This is a genomic window from Paenibacillus sp. FSL R7-0163 (assembly GCF_037969975.1).
Lineage (GTDB): Bacteria > Bacillota > Bacilli > Paenibacillales > Paenibacillaceae > Paenibacillus_AQ > Paenibacillus_AQ odorifer.
In genome coordinates, this window is sequence record NZ_CP150224.1 from 4,662,916 (window position 1) to 4,685,401 (window position 22,486).

A 22,486-nucleotide genomic window follows, 5' to 3' on the forward strand; every position below is an offset into this window, starting at 1 on the left:
TTTGGTTTTGATCGTCATAAAAAATACACCCCTTAGAATTTCATCAGATAAACCAGAAGTTTTATCCAATGTTATTCTAAGAGGTGTAATAAACCTCTACCTAACTCCACGAACTGGGACGTCGATTCGAACTTGACCTCCACCCGTCAGGGGAGAATTGCTAATATGCAGACTGCCCTGATGCTGCCTGACAATGGTGTCGGCAATATAAAGTCCCAATCCATAGTGACTTTTGGAGGTACGGCTACTGTCCCCTCGATAAAACTGCTTAACTGCAGATTGGAGTCCTTCACTCGTAAATCCTGATCCACTGTCTGCTACGTTTATACTCCACCAATCTTGTTTTGCCTCAACCTGCAAATAAATCACACTCTCATACGGGGAATACTCTACCGCATTAGCGAGTACATTCATCACAGCCCGATGAAGTAGTTCATTGTCTATCAACACCTCAGGGGGCAGATTATTGTCCTGGTGGAATTCTATCCGAAGATGCTTAGGGACAACCAACGCATCTAACTGCGTACGAATTTGCTGGATAAAAGCTTCCGTTCTAACCCATTTAGAGCGGGGAGAAATTTGTTTCCTCGTATTAGAAATCTCAATAAGTGTTGCCATGTATTGTTCGATTTGATCCGCATTTTTGGAAATATACCCTATATATTCTTGCTGATTCTCCGCTAAATCTGAGTCTATCAGCAAATCTGCATTTCCTTGAATAATCGTAAGAGGAGTCTTAATGTCGTGGGCAAGCGCAGAAATCTGCTCTTTTTTCATTTGTTCCAAATTCCATTGCTGTTCTAGCGACTTTTTCAATTCCTCTCTCAGCTGTTCCAAGGATGATAGCACCTCATCAATTTCACTGACCCCAGAATACACGACAGTAAAATCCAAATTCTTAGCTTCAATGTGATGTGCAGCTTCTTGCAAGGAAGCCATTTTTTGACTCAGTCTTCGAGCGAAAAATCCAGAAATCAGAATAACTTCCAGTAACATCAGAACTACAAAAAACAGCAATAACGTTAATTGCGGATTAGGCAGCGTGTTATGCAGAAAATTCGAGGTGAACTGCGGTACGATTGCATATTGCAGTACGATAACCTCATGCTCCCGCTCAATCACATCGGTGCAGTTTGTACCCATGAGATTACAACTGCTTTGATTCTTCTGCAATATATCTAGAGCGCGTTCTTTAGGAATATTTCCTGAAATATAGTTCTTTTGCTGATCCAATACCGCATGTTCCGCTCCCCAAGGTATCATTTCTTGCGTAATTTCTGGCGCACGCTGCAAAACATCCCAAGACTTTGCAATGGATTGCTCAGTATGGTTTGCTGGAACAATCATTCCATACTGCATTAAGAGAGTAAATACCCCTAAACACAGAAATGCCAATAATAGAGTACACGCACCTAATGATAATAAATATTGAATGAAGACTGTACGGAGCCGTATTCGTTTCACACCCATTTGTAACCTATCCCCCAAACGGTTTCAATCGGTGAAACCTCCCTCGCACTCAGCTTACTGCGGATATTTTTTACATGTTCTGTAATAGTTGAGCTATCGCTTTCTCTGTCATAGCCATAAACCGATTCATAAATTTGTTCTTTGGAAAAAACCTGACCTTTATTTCTAGCAAGAAATTCACATATCTGATATTCACTTTTAGTGAGATTTATTTTCTCTTTATCAATAGAAATCTCCTTTGCCGAGAGATTGAATTTCACTCCAGATGCGCTTAACATATGATTTTTCCCTCGATTCTCACGCCGCAAATGAGCGTTAACCCGAGCCTTCAACTCGCCTGCGCGAAAAGGCTTCACGATATAGTCATCTGCCCCTACACTAAGTCCAAACATAATATCTGTCTCCATTGATTTAGCTGTAAGAAACAGAATCGGACAGTCTACGATATCCCTGATTTGAGTACAGAGCTCAAAACCATCGATATCTGGCATCATCACGTCCAACAGGATTAAATCAAATGTCGAGTACTCGTTCAAAGGCATATGTCGTGCACTTGTTTTTACCGTAACCCTATGGTGATCTTTGCTAAGAATATTATTTACTAGCGCCAAAATATCAGGTTCATCATCTATTATTAAAATATTAGCCAGTGACCTCACTCCTATTTATTCATATGATTTCCTACCCTGAAAGTAATGAAACCATGTCAAGCCTAACATTGCCATTATCATTGTACTAATAAGTATAGCAGGTACGGAATGAAGAAGTTGCAGCTTCAATACTTCCGTTTCAATGAACCCGTTGGGTTGTGCATAAAACAAGGGAAGTTGAATCATCCGCATCGACCAGGCCCACGGTATGTATAACCACACTTTATCTCCTACAATGGTTCCACCTACGATGGCTGCAATTAGCGTACCTGCACTACCCACCGTTAGAGAAAGTCCCAAACCTCCAGCATAACTTAAGATGAGATGAAAGATCATTAAGATTAGAGCAGTGCCTACTACCCAACAAGCTCCTTGCCAGAATATTAGATATTGTATCTGCTCTATATGCAAAATTTGTTTCATGCCCAGTATTAGAATTGATGTTGAACCGAATACGATCCATATCATCGCCAAGATTATGAACCCGAGTTTTCTTATATAACACTTCGGACGTGAAAGAGCACTTAATAGATTATAGAATCCCCCTGCCCCCTCCTCTAAACCACTCATTAAAGCAGAGAATAATCCTATCCCAACAGGCAACCCAAAGGCTATTAATGAAAAATAACCATCATAGATGTGAAACTGATCCGCACGCTGTGAAAAATACCAAAGTACCATCATCGGATATAGAACAGGAACAAGGAATATCAACCAACGAATTGCAGTGTGCTTAGTCATCAACCATTCAGCTTGTAATAGCCGGAGTATCACCACCTCTATCGCACCTCTCTTCTACTAAACCAGCAGCTAGTTAAGGTGAGGGTTACCAAAAAGAATACAAGCGACACCACAATTCCAGGTAAAATAACCGAAGAGTCTCTTAAAGCATCCTGTGCTGAAAGAGCCACACCATTTGGACGTACACCAACAATGGGACACATTAACCTTAAAGCCCAACTCCACGGAACATAAATCCATGAAGGTTGATCCGCTGCTAGTACACTCACAATCATCCCAAACAGACCTGCAAGAATAGATACTACAGACCCAAATTGTTCAGCTAAGAATAGATAGATTGGAATCATCCCCAAAGAGGTCAACCAAACAACCATAGCGGCTGTTGTAATTTCAGATAAGGGTGCTGCACCCAAAGGAAACAAAAGACCAGATAGGTACATTACTGCAATAAGGAGCAGCGAAGACAACAGCAAATAATATGACACCACAATAATTTTACTGAGCCAAAGTTTAACGATGCTAATTCCGTGACTGCTTAAGCTGCGGTATCCTCCAGCCTTACGATCCTTGTTATTCGATAGTGTAGACAACAAAGCAGATCCTATGGTCATGAATAACAGCGGCCACCAATTAAAGACCATTTCCATAAAATAGTGGTCTTCAGTTTGCAGGTTCTGTTGTGTGAAAAATGAAAATAGAAGAAAAAACAGTGGCACCACGACAATCAATTTTCGCGAAAATGTTCGTTTGAATTTAATATTTTCGGATAAAAGATAGTGGATCATCTGGTTACCTCCTGTCTGTTCCGACTCACGACTTCCATGAACAATTTCTCCAAATCATCACCAGGAAATATTGCATTCTGATACCCTAGAACACCATTACTAATGATTCCAATATGATCGGCAATTTGCTCCACCTCATGAAGAATATGACTCGATAAAATAACTGTAATCCCTTGTGCAGGAAATGAGCGTATAAGCTTACGTAATTCCTGAATTCCAATCGGGTCAAGCCCATTTGTCGGTTCATCCAGAATCAAGAGTCTAGGTTGATTTAACAAGGCGATCGCAATCCCGAGACGTTGCTTCATGCCCATAGAGAATTGTCCCGCTCTTTTTTTGCCTGTTGTTGTTAAATCAACAATTTCAAGAACTTCCCGAATCCGAGAATCCGGTAAGTTTAATATTGTCGTGTGTACCCTCAAATTTTGGACAGCAGTCAGATTCCCATAAAGTGGCGGGGACTCAATCAGCGCTCCAATGTGTAGTAAATCCTTACGTGTCCATGGATGACCGTCAAATAAAATTTGTCCTGACGTCGCTCGAAGTATTCCTGTTATCATTTTTAGAGTCGTCGATTTACCTGCGCCGTTTGGGCCTAACAGTCCATAAATCGAATTAGTTTTTACGGTTATGCTGATATCGTTAACCGCACGCTGCCCCCTGAAATTCTTGCATAAATTATTAGTTTGTAAAATATACTCTCCCATCCTTTATCATCCTCTCATTTGCTATACGTTTATCATATATAGCAAATCTAAGGACTTTATAAGGTTTTACTGAGCTCAAATTATACGGGATTATAACGAGCATAAAAAAGCTCGGTTCAAATTTAACGTTGAACCGAGCCTGGAATATTTATCATCTAATACATGAACTTCAAATATTGCAAAAAAATCATGCTCTGCGAATTGTAAATTCAAAATCCATATCTAAGGATGGATTGATTTGATATTCATCAAGAACTGGAGCTCCCCAGCTGTCATCCCCGCCTACGCCCATTTGACGTCCAGCAATGGTAACAACGGTATAGTGAACGTTCGGCAGCTCATAATGATGTGTCGCATTCTCCAGCTCCATTGCCGAGTAAGGCGAGATATTGGCTTCAACAGGGGCTGCAGCTGGTGCAGATATTATAATGCCTTGGCCATAATCATTCATTATGGATACTTCGCGCACACCTGTGCGGTTACCCGATTCCTGCGGCACCAAATAGGACGACACATTATCCATCGCATGATTCTGGAAGCGACACAATCTCGCCCCACACGCACGGTCGATATAATTTTCTTCCGGCCCATTTGCATACCAATTCAGCTGATGATAATCCGCTGGCACCTTAAAGCTTAAAGCGAAGAGCGGAAGCTTTGGTAAACCCGCTGCTCCATGGTAGCTTGATTTCACCTGTATGCTTCCATCGGAGAACACTGTGTAAGTTACACTTACCCGTACTCCCTCTGATACCCTAAGCTTGTACACGTAAGTCACCGTCGCACGGTCCTTCTCCTCCACGAGCTCGAAGCTTAACGTTCTACGGGTCAAGCTTGCTGCATACCAAGGGGAAGAGTCAAAATGCATTCCTGCCCCCTTGTCATTGTCTGTCATTGCTCTCCAGAAGAGCGGTGCCGGCGGTGAAGAGATCATTTCCTGCCCTGAATATTTAACAGAAATTAATGTACCCGCCTGCTTTGAGAACATTATGGAGAAGTCACGACCATGTACGCCAATATTCACATCTCCTTCAACCACGCGAAAATCATTCACGACAGATGTTATCTTAGCATCTGTTAAAGACTCCTCGGCTGACGTATTTGCCACTTGAAAAACATGCTGGCCAAAAGCGATTTCATAACCGCTATTCGCCCATAAAGAATCTTCCTTCAGAACAAGAGAAACATCCAAGCTATACTCGCCAGGCTGATTCTTAATATCGGGTAGATCAACTTCTACATATTTTTCCTCGCCCGGATTAACCTGAGCGAAGACAGTTCCACGCTGGATGACCCTACCCTCATAGTTCAGAGCGTATTGTAATTCATAAGCATCCAAGCCCACAAATAAGTTTTCATTTCTGATTGTAAAACCCTGACTGTCCGGGAGCAGCTTGAAGTTCTGATACAGAAATTTCACTTCCTGCATTTTTGGCGACCATCTCCGATCCGCATACACAATTCCGTTACCAGAGAAGTTGTAATCGGTTGAACGGTCATCGAAGTCTCCTCCATAAGCCATGAAGGGCTTACCGTATCGATCATTTTTCACAATCACCTGATCCATATAATCCCAGATAAATCCACCCTGATACATTGGATACTTCTGCTCTAGCTCTGTGTATTTATGCAACCCCCCGACGGAATTGCCCATCGCATGCATGTATTCACAGCTAATATATGGTTTTAGCGGATCTTCTGTTAAATACCTTTCGATATCTGCTGCTTTCGCATACATCCGGCTCTCCATATCGCTCGAATCATCATATTCACGGTTATGGAACACCCCTTCGTAATGAACCAACCGAGTAGGGTCCTTCTCTCGAAAATAATTGGCTACGTTCAGAATTACTTCTCCTGCAAAAGATTCGTTCCCACAGGACCAAATTAGAATGGAGGGATGATTTTTGTCTCTCTCCACCATGGAAATCGCACGATCCATCACGATATCCTGCCATTCAGGCTTATTGCCGGGGATGTTCCAAGACGGCTCAACTGCCCCCATTTTCTGCCATGATCCATGCGACTCTAAATTCATCTCGTCAATGACATAGACTCCGTATTCATCACACAACTCATACCACAGTGTCATATTCGGATAGTGCGAGGTCCGAACCGCGTTGATGTTCGCCTGCTTCAAGGTTTTTATGTCCCACAGCATATCTTCTTTTGTAATACTGCGTCCAAAGCGCGGATTAAACTCATGCCGGTTAACGCCTTTAAATACAATACGTTTGCCGTTTAAGTGCATAATCTTATCTATCATTTCGAATTTCCGAAAACCAATTTTTTGCGGCACAACTTCTACAAGATCCCCGGATGCGTTGTAAACTGATACGTAAAGGGTATACAGATTAGGAGCTTCTGCGCTCCACAGCTGCACCTTTGTTGCCGCAAGCGTAAGCGAAAGGGAATCTCCTGAAACTTCACTTTCAGTACTAGCCACAAGATTACCTGCTCTATCCTTAAGCTCAAGGAGCACTTTTGAGGCAGACTTACCTATCAATTGCATGACAGCCGTCAGCGTTCCTTGCTCAAACTTTTCATCCAAATCGGTTTGAACGTGGAGATCCCGCACATGAACATCCGGCACGGTGTATAGATACACCTCACGAAAAATTCCCGAAAAACGCCAGAAGTCCTGATCCTCCAACCAACTCCCCGTGCTGCGCTGATAGACTTCAACCGCCAGCTTATTTTCGCCTTCCGTCAAGTACGATGTTAAATCAAATTCACTCGGTGTAAAGCTATCTTCGCTATAGCCAACAAACTCCCCGTTTAGCCATATATAAAAAGCCGATTCAACTCCTTGAAAAGATATATACACCGGACGTTGCTCCCAGCCCGCAGGAACTTCAAAATATTTGACATAGCTGCCTACAGGATTGTGGTCCTCAGAGATCATCGGAGGTCTAAGATGCTCATGACCGTCCCATGGATACATCGTATTCACGTACTGAGGCTGCCCATAACCCTGAAGTTGGATATGACCGGGAACTTTAATATCCTTCCAGCCTCTGCAAGACACGTCCTCCTTATAAAAATGAACCTGTCGTTCCATGGCATTTTGGGCATAACTAAATTTCCAGCTGCCGTTCAGGCTATGGCGCCAGGGCATTTCTCCAAGCGCTTCGGCTTCATTTTTCGTTTGGTAATATCGATGGTCAGAATGCGCGTGCACTCTGCCTATTGCATAAATGGACGGGTCTGATAACCATTCCAGACTTGGAGTGAGGTTTCGTTCAACCTGCTGCTTCATCTATACTTCCTCCTCTATTCTTCACATGAACGCTAACTTATTTAACCGAACCCGTCATCCCAGCTACAAATTGCTTTTGCATCATGAAAAACACTAATGCTGTCGGTAAGGTCGTAATGACAATCGCTGACATGATCAGACCATAGTCAGGGGCATAACCTGAGCCTAGATTCGAGATAAGAAGGGGCACAGTCATATTTTCTGGTGATTGCAATACGATCAAAGGCCACAGATAATTGTTCCAGCTGTTTAAAAATGTGATAATCGCAGCGGCGGCGTAAGTTGATTTCATCGTTGGCATATAAATGCGGAAGAACAAACCAAATTCCGAGAGCCCATCGATGCGCCCAGCCTCCATCATATCCTTAGGAAACATTTTTGTACTTTGACGAAAGAAGAAAATTAGGAATGCTGTTGTAAATGTCGGAAGAATGACTGCCGATGCTGTATCGATACCGAGAAACGGCACTACACTAGATACTTTGGCGAACATTTGAAATAGAGGTACCATAATCGCCGCAAATGGAATCATCATTGAAGCCAGCAAAATATTGAATACGATATCTTTACTCCGGCTGCGGTACATTTCAAAACCATATCCAGCCGCCGATGCTACTAGCAGTGAAAGCACAGTAGTCACCACAGAGATTTTTGCAGAGTTCCAGAGAGCCTGCCACATATCCACTGAACTAAATAGATTGTTTATATTTTCCACTAAATGTGCACCCGGCAACAATGTCCCTTTGGTTACATCAACCGACTGGTTCGTGGCGCTTATAACCATCCAGATAAATGGAAAGATAGAGATCAGCGCAGCGATGATTAGAAATACGTAAGTAAACATGCGTTTGGTTTTCATTATCTCTTATCCCCTCCTAGTTTGTTCTGAATAAGCGTCAGAATGAGCACCATTACAACAATCGAATAGGAGACGGTTGCAGCGTATCCAAAGTTAGGTGTGTATTCAAAGGAAAGGTTATAAATATATTGGGAAATCGACATGGTTGCATTGCCGGGTCCACCTTTCGTGATGTTAACCACCTCGTCAAACAACTGAAGTGTTCCAATGGTCGATGTTATCGTCGTGAACAAGATAATCGGCTTCAATAGGGGAATTGTAATTTTGAAAAATTGTGTAAATGCACTCGCTCCATCTATATGAGCAGCCTCATATATTGATTTGTCGACATTTTGCAGTGAGGACAAATAGAAAATCATATTATAGCCAGTAAAGCGCCAAGTGATAGCGATAATGATAGTAACTTTGGCCCAGAAGGGATCGGTAATCCATTGAATCGGTTCGCTGATTAGATGCAGATTCACCAGAAATTTATTGACGATACCTTCGGCTCCAAACATGTACTTGAAAACAACGGAGTACGCTACAAGTGAAGTTACCGTTGGCAGAAATATCGCCGTTCTGAAAAATCCTTTAAATTTCAGTCTTTCGTCATTTAGCAGCACAGCGATAAAGAGCGCCAGCACCAGCATAACTGGGACCTGAATAATCAAGTAAATAAAAGTGTTTTTGACGGCTGTAAGGAAAGTGGTGTCGCTAAACAGACGAATATAGTTATCAAGGCCGGTAAACTGAAGATTGTTGCCTCTGCCTGTCTTGAAGGATAGAATTAAGGCTTGAATCATTGGATAAAAATAGAAAATACTGATCATAATGACCGGCACAAGAACGAATAACCAGCCTGTCAGATGGATTTGCCGTTGACCTTTAGTGCTCTTATGTCTTTGAGGGCTTAGCCCTGGCTTTACAGTTTCCACTCTACTCCACACCCTTCTGTCTGATAAATTAGAGATGAAAGCCCCTGCTACCCATCCTTCTGTAGAAATCCAATTTACAGGAGAAGAAGAAGCAAGGGCCTAGATTGTACAGCCTAAGTGTGATTAGCGAACTTGGGTATCTGCTTGCTTCTGGGCATCTTTCAGAACAGTATCTACATCTTTTCCACCAAGATAAGATTGCACTGCTACAACCATAATGTCCTCTATTGCGTAAGTGTTCATGCCATAGTTGACGTTAGGAATTTGTTCGGTCCAAGCCGCAAAATCGGATACGACCTTTTGACCTTTGAAAAATTCATCCGCAGCTGAATAAGCTTCTCCGCTTGCCGCAGCTTTTAAAGTGCCGATAACACCAACTTTTGTATTTAACGTCTGATACAATTCCGCATCAGAAGCAAATGTTTTTGCAAGGAACTCCGCAGCAGCTTCTTTACCATCTACATTCATTACATACCAGGAGCTGCCCCCAAGGTTGGATGCATGGACGGAGCCTGCTGTGGCTGCCAGCTTAGGAAGTGGAGCTACTGCCCACTTACCGGATTGGGAAGCTTCGGCTTTAATTGAAGGTGTAATCCAGTTACCCGTTGGCACAGTAGCTACTTCACCACTATTGAATGCGCCTACAAATTGACTCCAGTCTGAGTTAACTTTCACGATGCCGGAATCCATCATTTCTTTGTACAATACAAGCGCCTCTTTCAAAGCAGCGTTGTCTGCAATGGTCGGAGTTTGACCGTCTTCACCCGTATACCATGCACCCGCCGATTGAATCATGACCCGGATAAGTCCAAGATCATTGGGATCCAGTGTGATCATGCTTTTGCCGGTTTTTTCTTTTACAGCTTTACCGATCTCGATATATTGCTTCCAGTCGATATCCTGTAGTGCATCCAGGCTATAGCCTGCTTGCTCAAGATAGTCTGTACGTACATACATTCCAGTTACACCAGAATCAAACGGAACACCATATTGCTTGCCGTCAACACTGGTCGGGCCAATTTTGTAATCCGCAAAATCAGCAGCTTTTACAACATCCGTCAATTCATAAAAGGAATCCGGATACGCTTGCAAAAAGCTTTGCGCACGGTAATCCTCAATCAATACAATGTTAGGAAGACCCTTCGTAGATCCAGAGTTCAGTCCTGTGTTCAGCTTTTGCACGATATCAGCCTGCGCGTTCTCAACGACGTTTACCGTTACGTCTGGATTGACTTTCGCATAAGCTTCTTTAGCAACATTCATGGCTGCAATGTTAAACGCTGGGTCCCAAGCCCAAACTGTGATCTCTTGTGGCTTGCTGCTACCTTCGCTTCCGGAGTTGCTCGTTTCGTTTTTCGTTCCACCTGAGGAACATGCCGAAAGTAGAACCACACTAGCCAGCATTACGGATAATAATTTTTTCACTTCGTAACCCCCTTGATAATCTGTAAAATAATAAAGATGGAAGCGTTTTCTCTGCTACGCTTCCATCTTATCATTTTGTATTCGCTTTCTTTGGCAGTATCTTTGTTAGCTTTGGTGTTATTATTGGATTCTATTTTTACTCTAAGATCGACTCTGGTACTATTTTTAGGTTTTTGTAAAAATTTTAGCTTTTTAACAATGGAAGCGTAATTATGATCTTCGTACCTTCATTTCGTTTGCTTGTAATGTTAATACCATAGCGCTCTCCGTACAACAATTTGATTCTGTCATCAACATTCCGTATACCGATCCCGGAGAATAATTGTCGTTTGTGCTTCGAGGCTGGCAGCTGTTCTTCTTTCATCAAATTCGGATCAAGGTCCATCCCATCACCATTATCTACAACTTCGCATACAAGCTGATCTTCCTGAACGGCGATCATGATCAGAATTCTTCCCTCATCTTTAAGATTGAATGCATGAAAGAACGCGTTTTCAATAAAAGGCTGCAGAATTAGCTTTGGCATATGATAATCCAAGCTTTCAGGCTCCACAAAATAATTCACGCGGATCTTCTCGCCATACCTTACATGATTGATATATACATAATGCTTCAGCGATTCTAATTCCTGACTAACAGGTATAGTGGATTGAACATCACTGACAGTATTTTGCAGGAGTGAGATTAGCGAATTTATCGTGCCAGCTGCTTTTTCCTTGTTGCCCTGTTGCACCAGAAATTTGATAGAAGCCAGTGTATTGTATAAAAAATGGGGATTGATCTGCATTTGAAGGGCGGCCAGCTCCGCATTACGCTGCTGCTTCTGGGTCTCCATCAACCGATCAACATAATCATGTAGGGAATCAAGCATAAAATTAAAGGCATTTCCTAGCTCCTTAACTTCATAACTACTAGTGGCGACATCCACATGATTATCAAATCCCCCCTTAGGAATACTCGACATCTGTTCAACGAGTACACGCAGGGACTTCGTCATTTTCCTGGTAATTAAAAATACAATAATAAGCGAAATGGCTACGATAGCCATGATCGTCAACGACACTGCTTTAGCATTTACCATCTGACCCGTTACAGCTTTCTTATCGATCAGATTCACCAAATAAACATCAAATTCAGGCAAGTATTCCGAGAATACTACCCGTTCATTCCCCATCACATAGACAGATTCTCCATTGTCTCCTGTGCTCTGTTCATCAACTACTTCTTGAAGCAGCTGTTGATCGGTCAGCCCAATCAGCTCTGTCCTGTTGCTGGATACAATTTGCCCTTTTGCATTCAGCAAAACAACATCATTACCTTCACTCGTAAAATTGGCATAGAAGGCCTTAAAATCGCTATCACGAATTGCAATGTACATAGTGCCATAGATACGGCCGGTCGAATGATCAAATAGAGCTTTAGAAGCCACTAACAGGATCTCTTTCTTTTTGGTTTGACCATCCTCTTTTTGATAAAGTTGGTACAGAATTTGCTGTGGATGGGCCACTGTCGCTTTCGTAATCGGGTGGTTCTTCAGTTCATCAGCAGTAGCAGACCAATACCAAGGATCGGTTGAATAACTTCTGCCATTCGCACCTACAATCATAATACCCACATCAAAGGCACTCAGGTTGGAGCGGACTGCACGCATGCTTTCTGTCATCTGGTAGGTTTTGATAGCAAGCGTCAATGAATCCGTCTCTCCCCCGGACAAATAGCTGCGGATGGCACCATTCTGAGCTGTCATTGTAGCACCCGTAGCTACAACGTTGTTGTAGGACTCCAAGTTTGTCTTCATCTGATTCAGTAGTTTGCCATTCGTTATGCTGAAGGTCTTTAAGAATAAATTTTCTGACATACGGATGGTAATAGACAAAGTCAGAAGGGATACGGCAACAATGCTTATGAGGGTCACAAGAAAAAGCTTGAGAAATAAGCCCTGTTTCCTAATCTTGTTGATGATTGTTCCAATCATGGTCGCTCTACGTCCCGTCTTCGGTACTGGCTCGGAGAAATGCCCGCCTGCTTCTTAAACACTTTAGTGAAATAACTCTGATCCGAATAGCCCACACTAGCGCTAATATCAGAAATTGTTTTTTCCGTTGTCACGAGTAACTCCATGGCTTTCTCCAACCGGACTTTGTTCAGATATTCATTAAATCCTTCACCATTCTGGGCTGTGAAATGGCTCGATAAATAAGAAGCGTTGAAATGAAACTGCCGCGCAACCCCAGTCAACGTGATGGGATCAGCGTAATGATCCTGAATGTATTCAAGCAAGCGGGTCATATTTGGATTGATCGTTAGGTTCGTCTCACCAATCGCACGTTCAGCTTCGCGAATAAAAGCTTCAGCAACAGCGATTGCATCTCCGGCATACATCGCTTCATCTATTTTTCGAAAGAAGTCGTATTTGGATTCCTCCAAGCCTCCGGTCTCATACTTCATTTTTCCAAGTGTGGTCGCTACGTTAAATATAAAATTCCCCAATAACGATTTGAATTCGAAAATATCGGTCCGATAATCCATCGAACGGAGATGAACATATTCCAGAAATCCAGTGAATGCCTTCTGGTATTGCTTACGTTTCAGTTGTTCCATTAATTCGCCCATATCATATTCCTGATATGCACTCGGAAGGCTGGGCAAATGATCATTTTCAATTAAGCTTCGATCCGGCAAGTAGAAACTGTATCGTGTAAGCTTTAAATAATTGTCTCGATAAATCTCCCCCAGCTTATTAAAATCCGTAAAGCTTTGACTGATAACGAAATGTGTTTCTCTCGCCCAATGGTCCATCTCCGAGACTAGATATCGGAGCTCTATAACAAGCTCGTCCCACTGTTCCGGCTTTGCATTAAGCAAATATATAACCGAATCATTGACAAACTTCAGCCGAATAAACACTGTATCGCCCAAAGGGAGCTTACTAAGCCCTTTTTCTATTTTTTGTGTGAAAGTTAACCTATCCCCAGAATCTTTAATATGTTTCATATCCGCTCCGAAAAACGCGAATAGTGTGTGTGGAAACTTTGCATGAAGCAAAGCAGACTCAAGCCCAGACTCATATCCGGTCATAAGCTTCTCGATAACTAGCAAAACTTGCTTTTCCCCAGGATCCTTTCCTTGATCGGTCATCTCCATCCCTACCAATTTAGCAGTGGTTTTATTTAGGATGGTTAACAGATAATCAGCTTCCAACTTTGGCTTCAGAATGTAGTCCGCTACACCACTTTGAAATGTGGATCGGACATAATCATATTCACTGAAACTACTTAAGACGATGACTTCAATATGAGGGTATTTCTCCTTAACGATCTTGACCAGTTTCTCCCCGCCCATTATTGGCATAACAATATCTGTAATGATCACATGAGGATTAACCTCATCCATCATATTTAGTGCTTCAAGACCGTTAGCAGCCTCACCAACAATTCGATACCCTTCATTTTCCCAATCCAAAAGATGTTTGATTCCTTGTCTTACAAGCATCTCATCATCAACAATCATAATTTTGAATATTGGTTTCATTTCTTCCCCCTTGCAGCCCTGAGAATGATTATGCCTTTTTCCTTGAATTGAAAATCTCTTTGTAACCGTTTTCTTTTTATTCGTTAGTATACAATACATCCAACAAGGAGCAAGCTCCTATACAAGTAAAGCCGTAAGCTTACTTAAAAATTGTTCATTCCAAATAATATGCCCCACCGACAAATATGGTCAACCTCTCATTTTCATTCTATGAAATATTCTTAAGTTAAGGACAAGAACTTCTACATGATAAAACAAAAAAAGCCGCGATAATTGCAGCTTCATTGTTAATGAAACAATAAGCCAAATAAATTATTTATTGGCTTATAGATAAAGATAATAAGAAACAGCGGACTGGGGATGTTCAATTTTAACAACGAGCAGAAGGTCGCGCCAAGACCCAAAATCCAAAAAATAAAATATACGCTAAGATCACGCACTCGGCGCTTTCGCATTAATTTAGGCAAATCAAGTGCCATACAACCTACAGCAATCACCAAGAATAACAGTACTAGCATTTGACTTCACTCCTTGATTTTTTCAAGAAAAGAATTATCTGTGAGACCCACGCGGTTAATAACTGCTGAGGCTTTGTAATGGATGCGCAATGATTTAAGGTAATCGTCACCCTTTTGTTGCTGCAGCTTTGCCCAAGCTTTAGGGCTGGCATGGTAGATCGATTGTCCGAATCCCATAATATCAACATTGAAACGATCATTTACATGCTCCACAGTTTTTTGCATCCGCTCTATAATCCGCTCCTCTGTTTCCTTTTCCAAACGTTTTATAGTGCTTTCCGATTCCAAATTTTCTACACTTTGCACTTCTTCAATATTGCAAAGCGTCTTAACACTAAGGTAAATATGCGGCTCCCCATTAATGATTTTCACTTTGCGTTTAGTTGTAGCCTGGATCGCTTCGATTACTATGGGCTTTCCGTCTTCCCCTGCGATCGAGCCAGAATGTGCGGTTACCTTATCGTTGATATAATTGTAACCAATCGTTTCTCCCTCGTTTAGCCAACCGATCAACTTGTCTTTTTTGAACACAGCTACAGTATGGTATTCCAATCTTGCCTTAGGCATTGTTCGCTCTACATTGCTTTTGTCTTCTCCATCTTTGGGATCTCCTATAATTTTCACTCCGGTTAGCACAGGATTCTCACCTTCAGACAATAAATTCTCAATAAAATCATCCAGCGTGACAGCGACTGTTTTTGCTGAATCTTTATAAGAATTATCCAAAGAGCTAAATAATTTGTTCGCTGGTAATTTATCCATAGGTGTAAGGACATTCAAGACATTGCTGGCGGTTGTATCTCTGGCAACCATAACGTAGAAATCCATCCGGGGTTCCCGACTTCTTTTTAAATACATCGAGTATCTCACCCACTCCGGTGCGGGCAAGCTCCTCCCCAATCACCAACACCCGGATATGACCGAGATAACTTGACCTAGAGCTATCCAGATTCAGCTTACGCAGCGCATCATAAAACGTAGGTACAGTAAATTTATATACAACCACTGGGACTCCACTGCCTCCCCCTCCTCCATTCGTTTGGGAGGAAATCGCAGATGGAATAACGACCTGCATCGAAACGGTATAACCTTTTTCTGCCTTGTCAATCCCTATCCCCAAGACAAAAGCTATCTCATTCAGCTCATTTCTTTCCCAACAGCCGCTTAGCACTAACGTAAATTGGAGAGCTATCATTAATCGAAGAACGCCTCTAACTAATTTTTTATTCATTTGGTTGGTTCCTTATCACTGGATGTGCTTTGACGAAACAGGTTCTGCGTCTTATTCTCAGCAGGCCTTGTCTTTAAAAACGGCCACGGAAAGCGAAAAATAGAGTCTTTTAAATCTTTGGAATTATACGGTCCGAGCGGACTCATATAAGGCATTCCGAAAGAACGCAGACTCGACAAATGCAATACGATGATGAAAATACCGAAGAGAATTCCATATAATCCGATAAATCCGGCCAAAGCTATAAGCACAAAACGGATCATCCGCGCAGCTATAGACATTCCTGTCTCCGGAATAACAAAACTAGAAATGGCTGTTAGCGATACAATAATGACCATTGCGGATGAAATAAAACCCGCTGCTACCGCGGCTTGTCCAATCACCAACGTTCCGACAATGGAAATCGCCTGACCAATATTTTTGGGTATCCGCACCCCGGCTTCCCGCAAAATCTCATAAGTCATTTCCATGATCAGCGCCTCAACAAAAGCAGGAAAAGGAACACTCTCCCGCTGGGCAGCTAAACTGATTACAAGATTGGTCGGTATCATCTCCTGGTGATAGGTAGTAATCGCAACATACAATGAAGGGGCAAGCAAAGTAATAAAAAATGAAATAAAACGAACTAATCTCAGCAATGTTCCAATATCAGCCCTTTGGTAATAATCCTCAGCTGACTGGAAAAATGCCACAAAAAATGTGGGCACCAGCAGTACAAAAGGAGTTCCATCAACAAGAATGGCCACTTTTCCTTCCAAAATACCCGCTGCAATCGTATCCGGACGATCACTGTTGTATACGGTAGGAAAAGGTGTAACTGCCGTCTCTTGAATAAACTCCTCAATATATCCACTCTCGAGAATACTGTCCGTATCTATTTTATTCAGACGGCGCTTTACCTCTTGCACCAGTTCCTTATTCGCGATGTTACTTAGATACATAATGGATACGCTGGTTTGAGTCACCCTTCCGATCTGAACGGTTTCCAGCCATAAATGGCTATCTTTGATTTTTCGCCGAACCAGTGCCGTATTCGTCCGTAAATTCTCAGTGAATCCTTCCATTGGACCCCGAACAACCGACTGTGAGCTAGGCTCCCCTACATTACGATCTTCCCAGCCTGGTAAGCCGATCCGCAGAGCGCTGGATAACCCGTCAAGCAGCAGCATTATATTACCGGACAATAAATGATGAATAAATTGGCTGTAATCGTCAATGACGGCTATATCGCCGGCTATTAATATCTGTTTCTTAATCATCTCAAACTTCCGCTCGGGAGAAAGCCCCCTCAGCTGTTCGTAAGGAATGTGTTCCTGCAAGGAATACAAAATTGAATTATGCAGCACCTGAGTATCCACAAGACCATCTATGTAAATCAAAGAAATATGAGTGTTCTCTTCTATCTGCAACTCTTTTATCACTACATCAGAGCTTTCACCCATCAATTGGTACAAATTAGCAATATTAACTTCCAACCGGCTTGATAATGTACCAATCTCCGTATCTTTCATGATGCAGCCTCCACTTCTCCATAGATAGATGAGTATAGTTTGATGTTAATTATGATAATTATTCCTTCGGATTAAAAAATCGGGATGGCATAATTCTGGTAACTACAACCATACTAAAACTAGTCCAATAAATTTGAGGGGGTATATGAGTTTGGAGAAAGATCGAATTAGTACCAATCAAATGATTATACTCGGGCTATTCACATTTATTGGGGATATGGCGCTTGTGTATCCGGCGTTAATGATATCAGGAGCGAAACAAGATGCATGGATTGCTGCTTTGATTAGTATTCCCTTGGGTCTAGTGACCATAAAATTGTTACTCTGCTTAGCAGACCTTGAACCCAACAAGAATATTATCGAGCTTAGCCTACAAATTTTAGGAAAATGGGTCGGAACTGCTGTGGCCTTATTCTATTTAGGGTTCTTCCTGATTGCTGCCTCCACCTACATAAGAGAAATTGAAGATTTCATGTGTACACAGATTTACGAGAAAACACCCGGTGGGGTTATTCGTTTCATGGCCATTTTCCTGCTGGTATATGGGGTACGACTTGGCCTAGAAACATTGGGCCGGGCAGCTCAGCTTTTTTTTCCTTTATTTGCAGTTTTTTTGATCGGTCTGCTGCTCCTGCTGACCCCCGATGTCAAAATGGAACGTTTATACCCCATCTTAAACACACCAGTACCGGACATGCTTCATACTTTGATGTATGGTGTTTTTTATCCTTTTGGCGAATTGTGCGTGTTTCTAATGATATATCCTTATGCTCAGAAAAATAGCAAAACAAGCCGGGATATTTTCATAGCCTTGATCATCGGAGCTCTGGGCCTTAACCTCATCTTATTGTTTTCCCTTACCGTTCTAGGTGTTTACGCTTCTGAACATCAATTTTATGCCGCTTATATTCTTGCTCAAAAAATTAATATTGCTAATTCTCTGCAACGTATTGAAGCGCTTATGGCTACAGCATGGATTATCAGCACGTACTTCAAAACAGCAGTTTATTACTATGCTTTAACCTTAGGTACAGCCCAATTATTTAAACTCAAAAGCCACCGTCCTCTGATCATACCTACTGGATTTTTGTTATTCGGTATGTCACAACTGATTGCCAAAGACATCATTTTCTATGTAAAGGAGATCCCCGCCTACTGGGTAGATTGGGATTTCACCTGTGCATTTGTTCTGCCGCTTATGTTGCTAATTGTGTATCAATTTAAGAAACGCCGTGCTTCTAAGGTTTAAACGACATTAGATTATGGACAAGTGAAATTAAGATTGTAGATACGAATCCCGCTTAATGATCTAATTACGCTCCGCTAAAATAATTGGGGAATTTCTCCCTGAAATTTCTGGGATTTTCGTTCATTAGACTAATGATCAGGGAAAACCTCCCTAAATTTCAGCTGATTCGTTAGCAATTAAAGAAATTCCCCTTATTATTAGGGAGGAATTCCCTAAATTCGTTCATTTAGAGCGAATATTGGTTGTTTTCAGGGAGTTTTTCCCTAATTAGTTTTAGGCCGGCTTCGCACACTCATAAACGCAGACAACACAAACGGCCCCCGCATACTGCTTATCGCACCGTCCAATAGATATCGTCCCCAACAGGTATCACACAAAATGAATATTCCGCCGCCCAACCTAATGGCATAGAATACTTTGTGTGCGTAGCCCATAGTCTATTGGCTACAGCAAGAATCCGCTTATAGCCTTTTTACTAAAAAGAAGCTGCCTCATAAGTAGTATTCACTACTTTTGAGACAGCCTCTTTATTCATAAGTTTCTTGTATGAAGTAAATCTATTCCTTCTTATCCAAAGAAATCGAGGACGGAGTTACATCACTGACAGGTTCTTTTGCCACTTCAAAAGTGGATCCGCAGGCCGGACAAAAGCGTGCCTCGATCGCCACATTCCCACCGCATGCTTTGCAATGCTTTACATCGGACAACTCAGCAATTTGCTGAAGGTTCGTCTCAATCTCAGCCTTCAATTCGAGAATACGATTGATATTAGTCTCGATTTGCTCACTTGGCAGTGGTCCTGCACCTTGAGTTACGGCTTCAAATAACAGTTTGCCCATGACCTGATACTGCTGGTCAATATCATTTTGCTTACCGTTATTTTGCAGCTTCAACCGGTTAATCTCCACCACTGTTTTTGCTTTATTCCCAGCCTCGCTTACCCCTGCTTTTACTTTGTTAAAAAAACTCATATTCAGCCCCCAATTCCGTAGTAGTCATATATAAGCATATTTCGACACCGCCAGAAGTATTCCTTTCTTTATTGTACCTAACTTCGTCCATGGTTTGTAGCCTATAACCGATTTACTACCCCTTTCCCCGCCTTCCTGCGGGAACGAACCTCGACTCAGGTCTGGTATACAAAACCGCCTCCAGGCCGTTTTTTCGCATGCAAAAAGACATTAGAATGAGTACATAAGCAAACGGGTTGCAGGATTCAATAACAATCACACCCATACGAGAGGAAGAAAACAATAAATGAAAAAATTATATCGTTCCCAAAGTGATCAGAAGATAAGTGGTTTGTGCGGAGGTCTTGCTCGTTGGTCTGGTATTGATGCTACAGTAATCCGTCTCGTTGCTGTTGCCGCAGCATTGTTCAGCTTCGGAACAGTACTTATCTTCTACGTCATCGCTAGTATCATCGTTCCTAAAGAACCTTTTAACAGCTTTTCAGATGGACATGATTTCTATTAATAAATCGTCGTTTAATACAAACTAACCCTAATCCAACCATAAAAAAGGAGAGATAGAACATGAGTCTATTAAAAAGAATTTCCACAATTACTAAAGCAGCCCTACACGAAGGTTTAAACAAATTAGAAAACCCGGTGTTGCTGACAGGTCAGTATTTACGTGATCTTGAAAATGATATCGCTAAGGCGGAACGCAATGAGCGTGATCTGCAAGTTACAGCAAGTGTGTTGGAACGCCGTAAGCAAGAATATACTCAGTTAGTAGAGCAAAGTGAAGCCGAAGCCGTTCAAGCAGTTGAACAAGGAAATGAAGAAAGAGCTCGTCTGGCACTCATAGCCAAGTTACGGTACGTAGAACAGTTGGAAGAGTCCATAAATAGCCAAGTACAAACTAAGCAATCCCTTGCAGAGCTTGAGATCAATATCGCTAGAGCAAAAGAAGAGCGTGAACATCTCAAAGCGAAAAGAACTGAACTTATCGCTCGCGCTCAACAAGCGACAGAAACACTCAACTCTGCTCCACGTTCTTCTACGAAAGGTCTAAATGTAGGATCAGCTTCACAAGGTTTCGAACGAATGGAAGAAAAGATTTTCGAGTGGGAAGCATTGGCGGAAAACTCCAAAAATAAATTCAATACAGGCACAGGAATAAGTCCTTCCATCGATCCTAACCTGCGTAGCGCCGTTGACATCGAAATCGAGCGAATCCGCAACCGTAAAACCAACACTGAAGTAAACACTGAGAAAAAATAAATAGGACAACAAGCCTCTTACTACTCAGCTATTGTGCTGAATAAGGGGCTTGTTTTTTACTTCTTTTCATCCCGCGAATCCATTTTTTCGTTTCTGGATCCACACGATAAGACTCAGTGATTTTCTGCAAAGCTTTGTTGTAAGTGAAATCATCTAAGCTGTTGTTTCTCAAATAACTCATCGTAGGCTCTGGCAATTTCACATAACAAATCGAAAGCGCCCAAGAAACCGCCATTTTTACATAATAGCCTTCATGACTGACCTTATCGAGCAATTGTAAAATCCGGCTGATATACGCCTCTTCAATAAAGAAATTAAGCATCATTACCACAGCAAAACGGATTTCATATTCTTGATCTGACAATAGGTAAGGCATTATAAACTCCCACACCCGTTCTTTATTCTTTACGGTAAACTTCAGGCCTGTGCAAAAGCTATCGCATACGGACCAGTTATCAATTCTGGGAATAAAGTCTGCGATATAACGTAGGATTTCTTCAAGATCTGTCTTCACGTAGCCAAGCACCATACCTTGCAGCATCACTTCTTCAAAATAATCTGTCTCGGCATGCTCCAAATAGGCTCTCCAATCACCCTTTGCAATGATTTTGGCAAGCTTGCGCAGTTCCGGTAGCCTGACGCCTATAACATTATCTATCGTCGGAATTAAGGCCGCAGAAAACTTCTGGTAGTCCACCTCTGCCAAATTCAATAGCTGTTCTCTTATTGTTTTTTCCATAGTAGTACTCCTTACCCGTCCATTATTCAAATGAAATTTCCCATAAATATATAGAAGCCACAGAACCCAAAGGAGAATAGTTTAGCCGGTATTGTTCAAATTGATCTTTGGTAAGCTTATCAAGTCCATACAGCTTCATCATCCCCCGACGAATCGCAATATCTCCCCAACTGACCACATCCCGTCGTTCCATAGAATGGATTAACATCATTTCTGCCGTCCATTTGCCAATGCCCTTTAACGTCATAAGTTTTTGTATAACCTCTTGATCTGATAACCCAGGCAATTCCTCCAGCTTAAAATCACCCTGAGCGACCAAATTGGAAATCTCATGGATACATAGTGCCTTTTTCATCGTCATCCCACAGCTTTGAATCTCATCCGCCGTATGTAACGCTAACTGCTGCGGAGTGATGTCTCCGAACTGAGCCAACATTCTGTTCCAAATGGTCCGAACCGCTTTTACTGAAATAAGCTGTCCTACTATAGCATAGATAAGCGCAGTAAAAAGATCCGGTATAATTACACGTTCCACTCTGCCCATCCGTGCCATAGCTGCGCCAAGTACTGGATCCACACTTCGGAGATAATCTATGTCTTCTTGCCCATAATCAAAAAACTTAGTAATTACGCTGCTCAAAGTGTTTCCTCCCGTATCTGATAGTG

At 42.0% G+C, this 22,486-nt stretch carries 21 protein-coding genes; 3 read left to right on the plus strand and 18 right to left on the minus strand.

Annotation, left to right across the window (positions count from 1 at the left end; genetic code table 11):
- Positions 1 to 96: 96 nt before the first annotated feature.
- From NST45_RS20480 to NST45_RS20550, 15 genes are all read right to left on the minus strand, one after another.
- Positions 97 to 1,359 (minus strand): HAMP domain-containing sensor histidine kinase, encoded by a 1,263-nt coding sequence (locus NST45_RS20480; protein WP_170914184.1) that lies wholly within the window; start codon positions 1,357 to 1,359, stop codon positions 97 to 99.
- Between the two features lie 101 nt (positions 1,360 to 1,460).
- Positions 1,461 to 2,120 (minus strand): response regulator transcription factor, encoded by a 660-nt coding sequence (locus NST45_RS20485; RefSeq protein ID WP_036675961.1) that lies wholly within the window; start codon positions 2,118 to 2,120, stop codon positions 1,461 to 1,463.
- Between the two features lie 15 nt (positions 2,121 to 2,135).
- Positions 2,136 to 2,897 (minus strand): lantibiotic immunity ABC transporter MutG family permease subunit, encoded by a 762-nt coding sequence (locus NST45_RS20490; RefSeq protein WP_038569276.1) that lies wholly within the window; start codon positions 2,895 to 2,897, stop codon positions 2,136 to 2,138.
- A gap of 2 nt (positions 2,898 to 2,899) precedes the next feature.
- On the minus strand, positions 2,900 to 3,646 hold the full coding sequence (locus NST45_RS20495) for a lantibiotic immunity ABC transporter MutE/EpiE family permease subunit (protein WP_036675878.1): 747 nt from the start codon (positions 3,644 to 3,646) through the stop codon (positions 2,900 to 2,902).
- On the minus strand, positions 3,643 to 4,353 hold the full coding sequence (locus NST45_RS20500; RefSeq protein ID WP_076297786.1) for a lantibiotic protection ABC transporter ATP-binding protein: 711 nt from the start codon (positions 4,351 to 4,353) through the stop codon (positions 3,643 to 3,645). Before NST45_RS20500 ends, NST45_RS20495 begins: the two co-directional genes overlap by 4 nt.
- A 187-nt stretch (positions 4,354 to 4,540) precedes the next feature.
- Positions 4,541 to 7,612, minus strand: a complete 3,072-nt coding sequence (locus NST45_RS20505) for a glycoside hydrolase family 2 TIM barrel-domain containing protein (RefSeq protein WP_339823635.1) — start codon at positions 7,610 to 7,612, stop codon at positions 4,541 to 4,543.
- 37 nt (positions 7,613 to 7,649) lie between these two features.
- Positions 7,650 to 8,471, minus strand: a complete 822-nt coding sequence (locus tag NST45_RS20510; protein WP_036675882.1) for a carbohydrate ABC transporter permease — start codon at positions 8,469 to 8,471, stop codon at positions 7,650 to 7,652.
- The gene (locus NST45_RS20515) at positions 8,471 to 9,283 is read right to left on the minus strand and encodes a sugar ABC transporter permease (RefSeq protein ID WP_235219373.1); all 813 of its coding nucleotides are present in this window, start codon (positions 9,281 to 9,283) and stop codon (positions 8,471 to 8,473) included. The genes NST45_RS20510 and NST45_RS20515 overlap by 1 nt, the downstream gene beginning before the upstream one ends.
- Before the next feature lie 228 nt (positions 9,284 to 9,511).
- The gene (locus NST45_RS20520) at positions 9,512 to 10,813 is read right to left on the minus strand and encodes an extracellular solute-binding protein (RefSeq protein WP_036675885.1); all 1,302 of its coding nucleotides are present in this window, start codon (positions 10,811 to 10,813) and stop codon (positions 9,512 to 9,514) included.
- A gap of 184 nt (positions 10,814 to 10,997) precedes the next feature.
- Positions 10,998 to 12,788, minus strand: coding sequence for a sensor histidine kinase (locus NST45_RS20525; protein ID WP_076297784.1), 1,791 nt, complete (start codon positions 12,786 to 12,788; stop codon positions 10,998 to 11,000).
- Entirely contained in the window at positions 12,785 to 14,344 is a 1,560-nt protein-coding gene (locus NST45_RS20530) for a response regulator (protein WP_036675962.1), read from the minus strand. The genes NST45_RS20525 and NST45_RS20530 overlap by 4 nt, the downstream gene beginning before the upstream one ends.
- 287 nt (positions 14,345 to 14,631) lie before the next feature.
- The gene (locus tag NST45_RS20535; protein ID WP_036675888.1) at positions 14,632 to 14,862 is read right to left on the minus strand and encodes a hypothetical protein; all 231 of its coding nucleotides are present in this window, start codon (positions 14,860 to 14,862) and stop codon (positions 14,632 to 14,634) included.
- Positions 14,863 to 14,868: 6 nt separating this feature from the next.
- Positions 14,869 to 15,690: a Ger(x)C family spore germination protein gene (locus NST45_RS20540; protein WP_339823638.1), complete on the minus strand. Its 822-nt coding sequence runs from the start codon at positions 15,688 to 15,690 to the stop codon at positions 14,869 to 14,871.
- Positions 15,617 to 16,093, minus strand: coding sequence for a hypothetical protein (locus NST45_RS20545; RefSeq protein ID WP_339823641.1), 477 nt, complete (start codon positions 16,091 to 16,093; stop codon positions 15,617 to 15,619). The genes NST45_RS20540 and NST45_RS20545 overlap by 74 nt, the downstream gene beginning before the upstream one ends.
- Positions 16,090 to 17,604 (minus strand): spore germination protein, encoded by a 1,515-nt coding sequence (locus tag NST45_RS20550; protein WP_076099516.1) that lies wholly within the window; start codon positions 17,602 to 17,604, stop codon positions 16,090 to 16,092. The genes NST45_RS20545 and NST45_RS20550 overlap by 4 nt, the downstream gene beginning before the upstream one ends.
- A gap of 145 nt (positions 17,605 to 17,749) precedes the next feature.
- On the opposite strand from NST45_RS20550, the gene NST45_RS20555 reads away from it, so the two are divergent.
- Positions 17,750 to 18,853 carry an endospore germination permease gene (locus NST45_RS20555; RefSeq protein WP_038569268.1) on the plus strand — a complete coding sequence of 368 codons (1,104 nt, stop codon included), beginning with the start codon at positions 17,750 to 17,752 and terminating at the stop codon, positions 18,851 to 18,853.
- A gap of 557 nt (positions 18,854 to 19,410) precedes the next feature.
- Here NST45_RS20555 and NST45_RS20560 read toward each other — a convergent pair.
- Positions 19,411 to 19,824, minus strand: a complete 414-nt coding sequence (locus NST45_RS20560; RefSeq protein ID WP_036679993.1) for a zinc ribbon domain-containing protein — start codon at positions 19,822 to 19,824, stop codon at positions 19,411 to 19,413.
- 286 nt (positions 19,825 to 20,110) lie between these two features.
- Here NST45_RS20560 and NST45_RS20565 point away from each other — a divergent pair, with 286 nt between their 5' ends.
- Both NST45_RS20565 and NST45_RS20570 read left to right on the plus strand, forming a co-directional pair.
- Entirely contained in the window at positions 20,111 to 20,329 is a 219-nt protein-coding gene (locus NST45_RS20565) for a PspC domain-containing protein (RefSeq protein WP_038569266.1), read from the plus strand.
- Between the two features lie 59 nt (positions 20,330 to 20,388).
- A complete protein-coding gene (locus tag NST45_RS20570) occupies positions 20,389 to 21,081 on the plus strand; it encodes a PspA/IM30 family protein (protein ID WP_076099515.1) in 693 nt (230 codons plus the stop codon).
- 28 nt (positions 21,082 to 21,109) lie between these two features.
- On the opposite strand, the gene NST45_RS20575 is transcribed toward NST45_RS20570, so the two are convergent.
- Positions 21,110 to 21,820, minus strand: a complete 711-nt coding sequence (locus tag NST45_RS20575) for a DNA alkylation repair protein (RefSeq protein ID WP_036679998.1) — start codon at positions 21,818 to 21,820, stop codon at positions 21,110 to 21,112.
- A gap of 22 nt (positions 21,821 to 21,842) precedes the next feature.
- Complete coding sequence (locus NST45_RS20580) at positions 21,843 to 22,460, minus strand: DNA-3-methyladenine glycosylase (protein WP_076099514.1); 618 nt, start codon at positions 22,458 to 22,460, stop codon at positions 21,843 to 21,845.
- Positions 22,461 to 22,486: the final 26 nt, after the last annotated feature.

Excerpts from the sequence above, each read along its gene's own strand:
- NST45_RS20480 (WP_170914184.1), bottom strand. The coding sequence starts at position 1,359 with ATGCAGTATGGAATGATTGTTCCAGCAAACCATACTGAGCAATCCATT.
- NST45_RS20495 (WP_036675878.1), bottom strand. The coding sequence starts at position 3,646 with ATGATCCACTATCTTTTATCCGAAAATATTAAATTCAAACGAACATTT.
- NST45_RS20500 (WP_076297786.1), bottom strand. The coding sequence starts at position 4,353 with ATGGGAGAGTATATTTTACAAACTAATAATTTATGCAAGAATTTCAGG.
- NST45_RS20505 (WP_339823635.1), bottom strand. The coding sequence starts at position 7,612 with ATGAAGCAGCAGGTTGAACGAAACCTCACTCCAAGTCTGGAATGGTTA.
- NST45_RS20510 (WP_036675882.1), bottom strand. The coding sequence starts at position 8,471 with ATGAAAACCAAACGCATGTTTACTTACGTATTTCTAATCATCGCTGCG.
- NST45_RS20515 (WP_235219373.1), bottom strand. The coding sequence starts at position 9,283 with ATGATCAGTATTTTCTATTTTTATCCAATGATTCAAGCCTTAATTCTA.
- NST45_RS20525 (WP_076297784.1), bottom strand. The coding sequence starts at position 12,788 with ATGATTGGAACAATCATCAACAAGATTAGGAAACAGGGCTTATTTCTC.
- NST45_RS20530 (WP_036675962.1), bottom strand. The coding sequence starts at position 14,344 with ATGAAACCAATATTCAAAATTATGATTGTTGATGATGAGATGCTTGTA.
- NST45_RS20535 (WP_036675888.1), bottom strand. The coding sequence starts at position 14,862 with ATGCTAGTACTGTTATTCTTGGTGATTGCTGTAGGTTGTATGGCACTT.
- NST45_RS20540 (WP_339823638.1), bottom strand. The coding sequence starts at position 15,690 with ATGGATTTCTACGTTATGGTTGCCAGAGATACAACCGCCAGCAATGTC.
- NST45_RS20545 (WP_339823641.1), bottom strand. The coding sequence starts at position 16,093 with ATGAATAAAAAATTAGTTAGAGGCGTTCTTCGATTAATGATAGCTCTC.
- NST45_RS20550 (WP_076099516.1), bottom strand. The coding sequence starts at position 17,604 with ATGAAAGATACGGAGATTGGTACATTATCAAGCCGGTTGGAAGTTAAT.
- NST45_RS20555 (WP_038569268.1), top strand. The coding sequence starts at position 17,750 with ATGAGTTTGGAGAAAGATCGAATTAGTACCAATCAAATGATTATACTC.
- NST45_RS20560 (WP_036679993.1), bottom strand. The coding sequence starts at position 19,824 with ATGAGTTTTTTTAACAAAGTAAAAGCAGGGGTAAGCGAGGCTGGGAAT.
- NST45_RS20565 (WP_038569266.1), top strand. The coding sequence starts at position 20,111 with ATGAAAAAATTATATCGTTCCCAAAGTGATCAGAAGATAAGTGGTTTG.
- NST45_RS20570 (WP_076099515.1), top strand. The coding sequence starts at position 20,389 with ATGAGTCTATTAAAAAGAATTTCCACAATTACTAAAGCAGCCCTACAC.
- NST45_RS20575 (WP_036679998.1), bottom strand. The coding sequence starts at position 21,820 with ATGGAAAAAACAATAAGAGAACAGCTATTGAATTTGGCAGAGGTGGAC.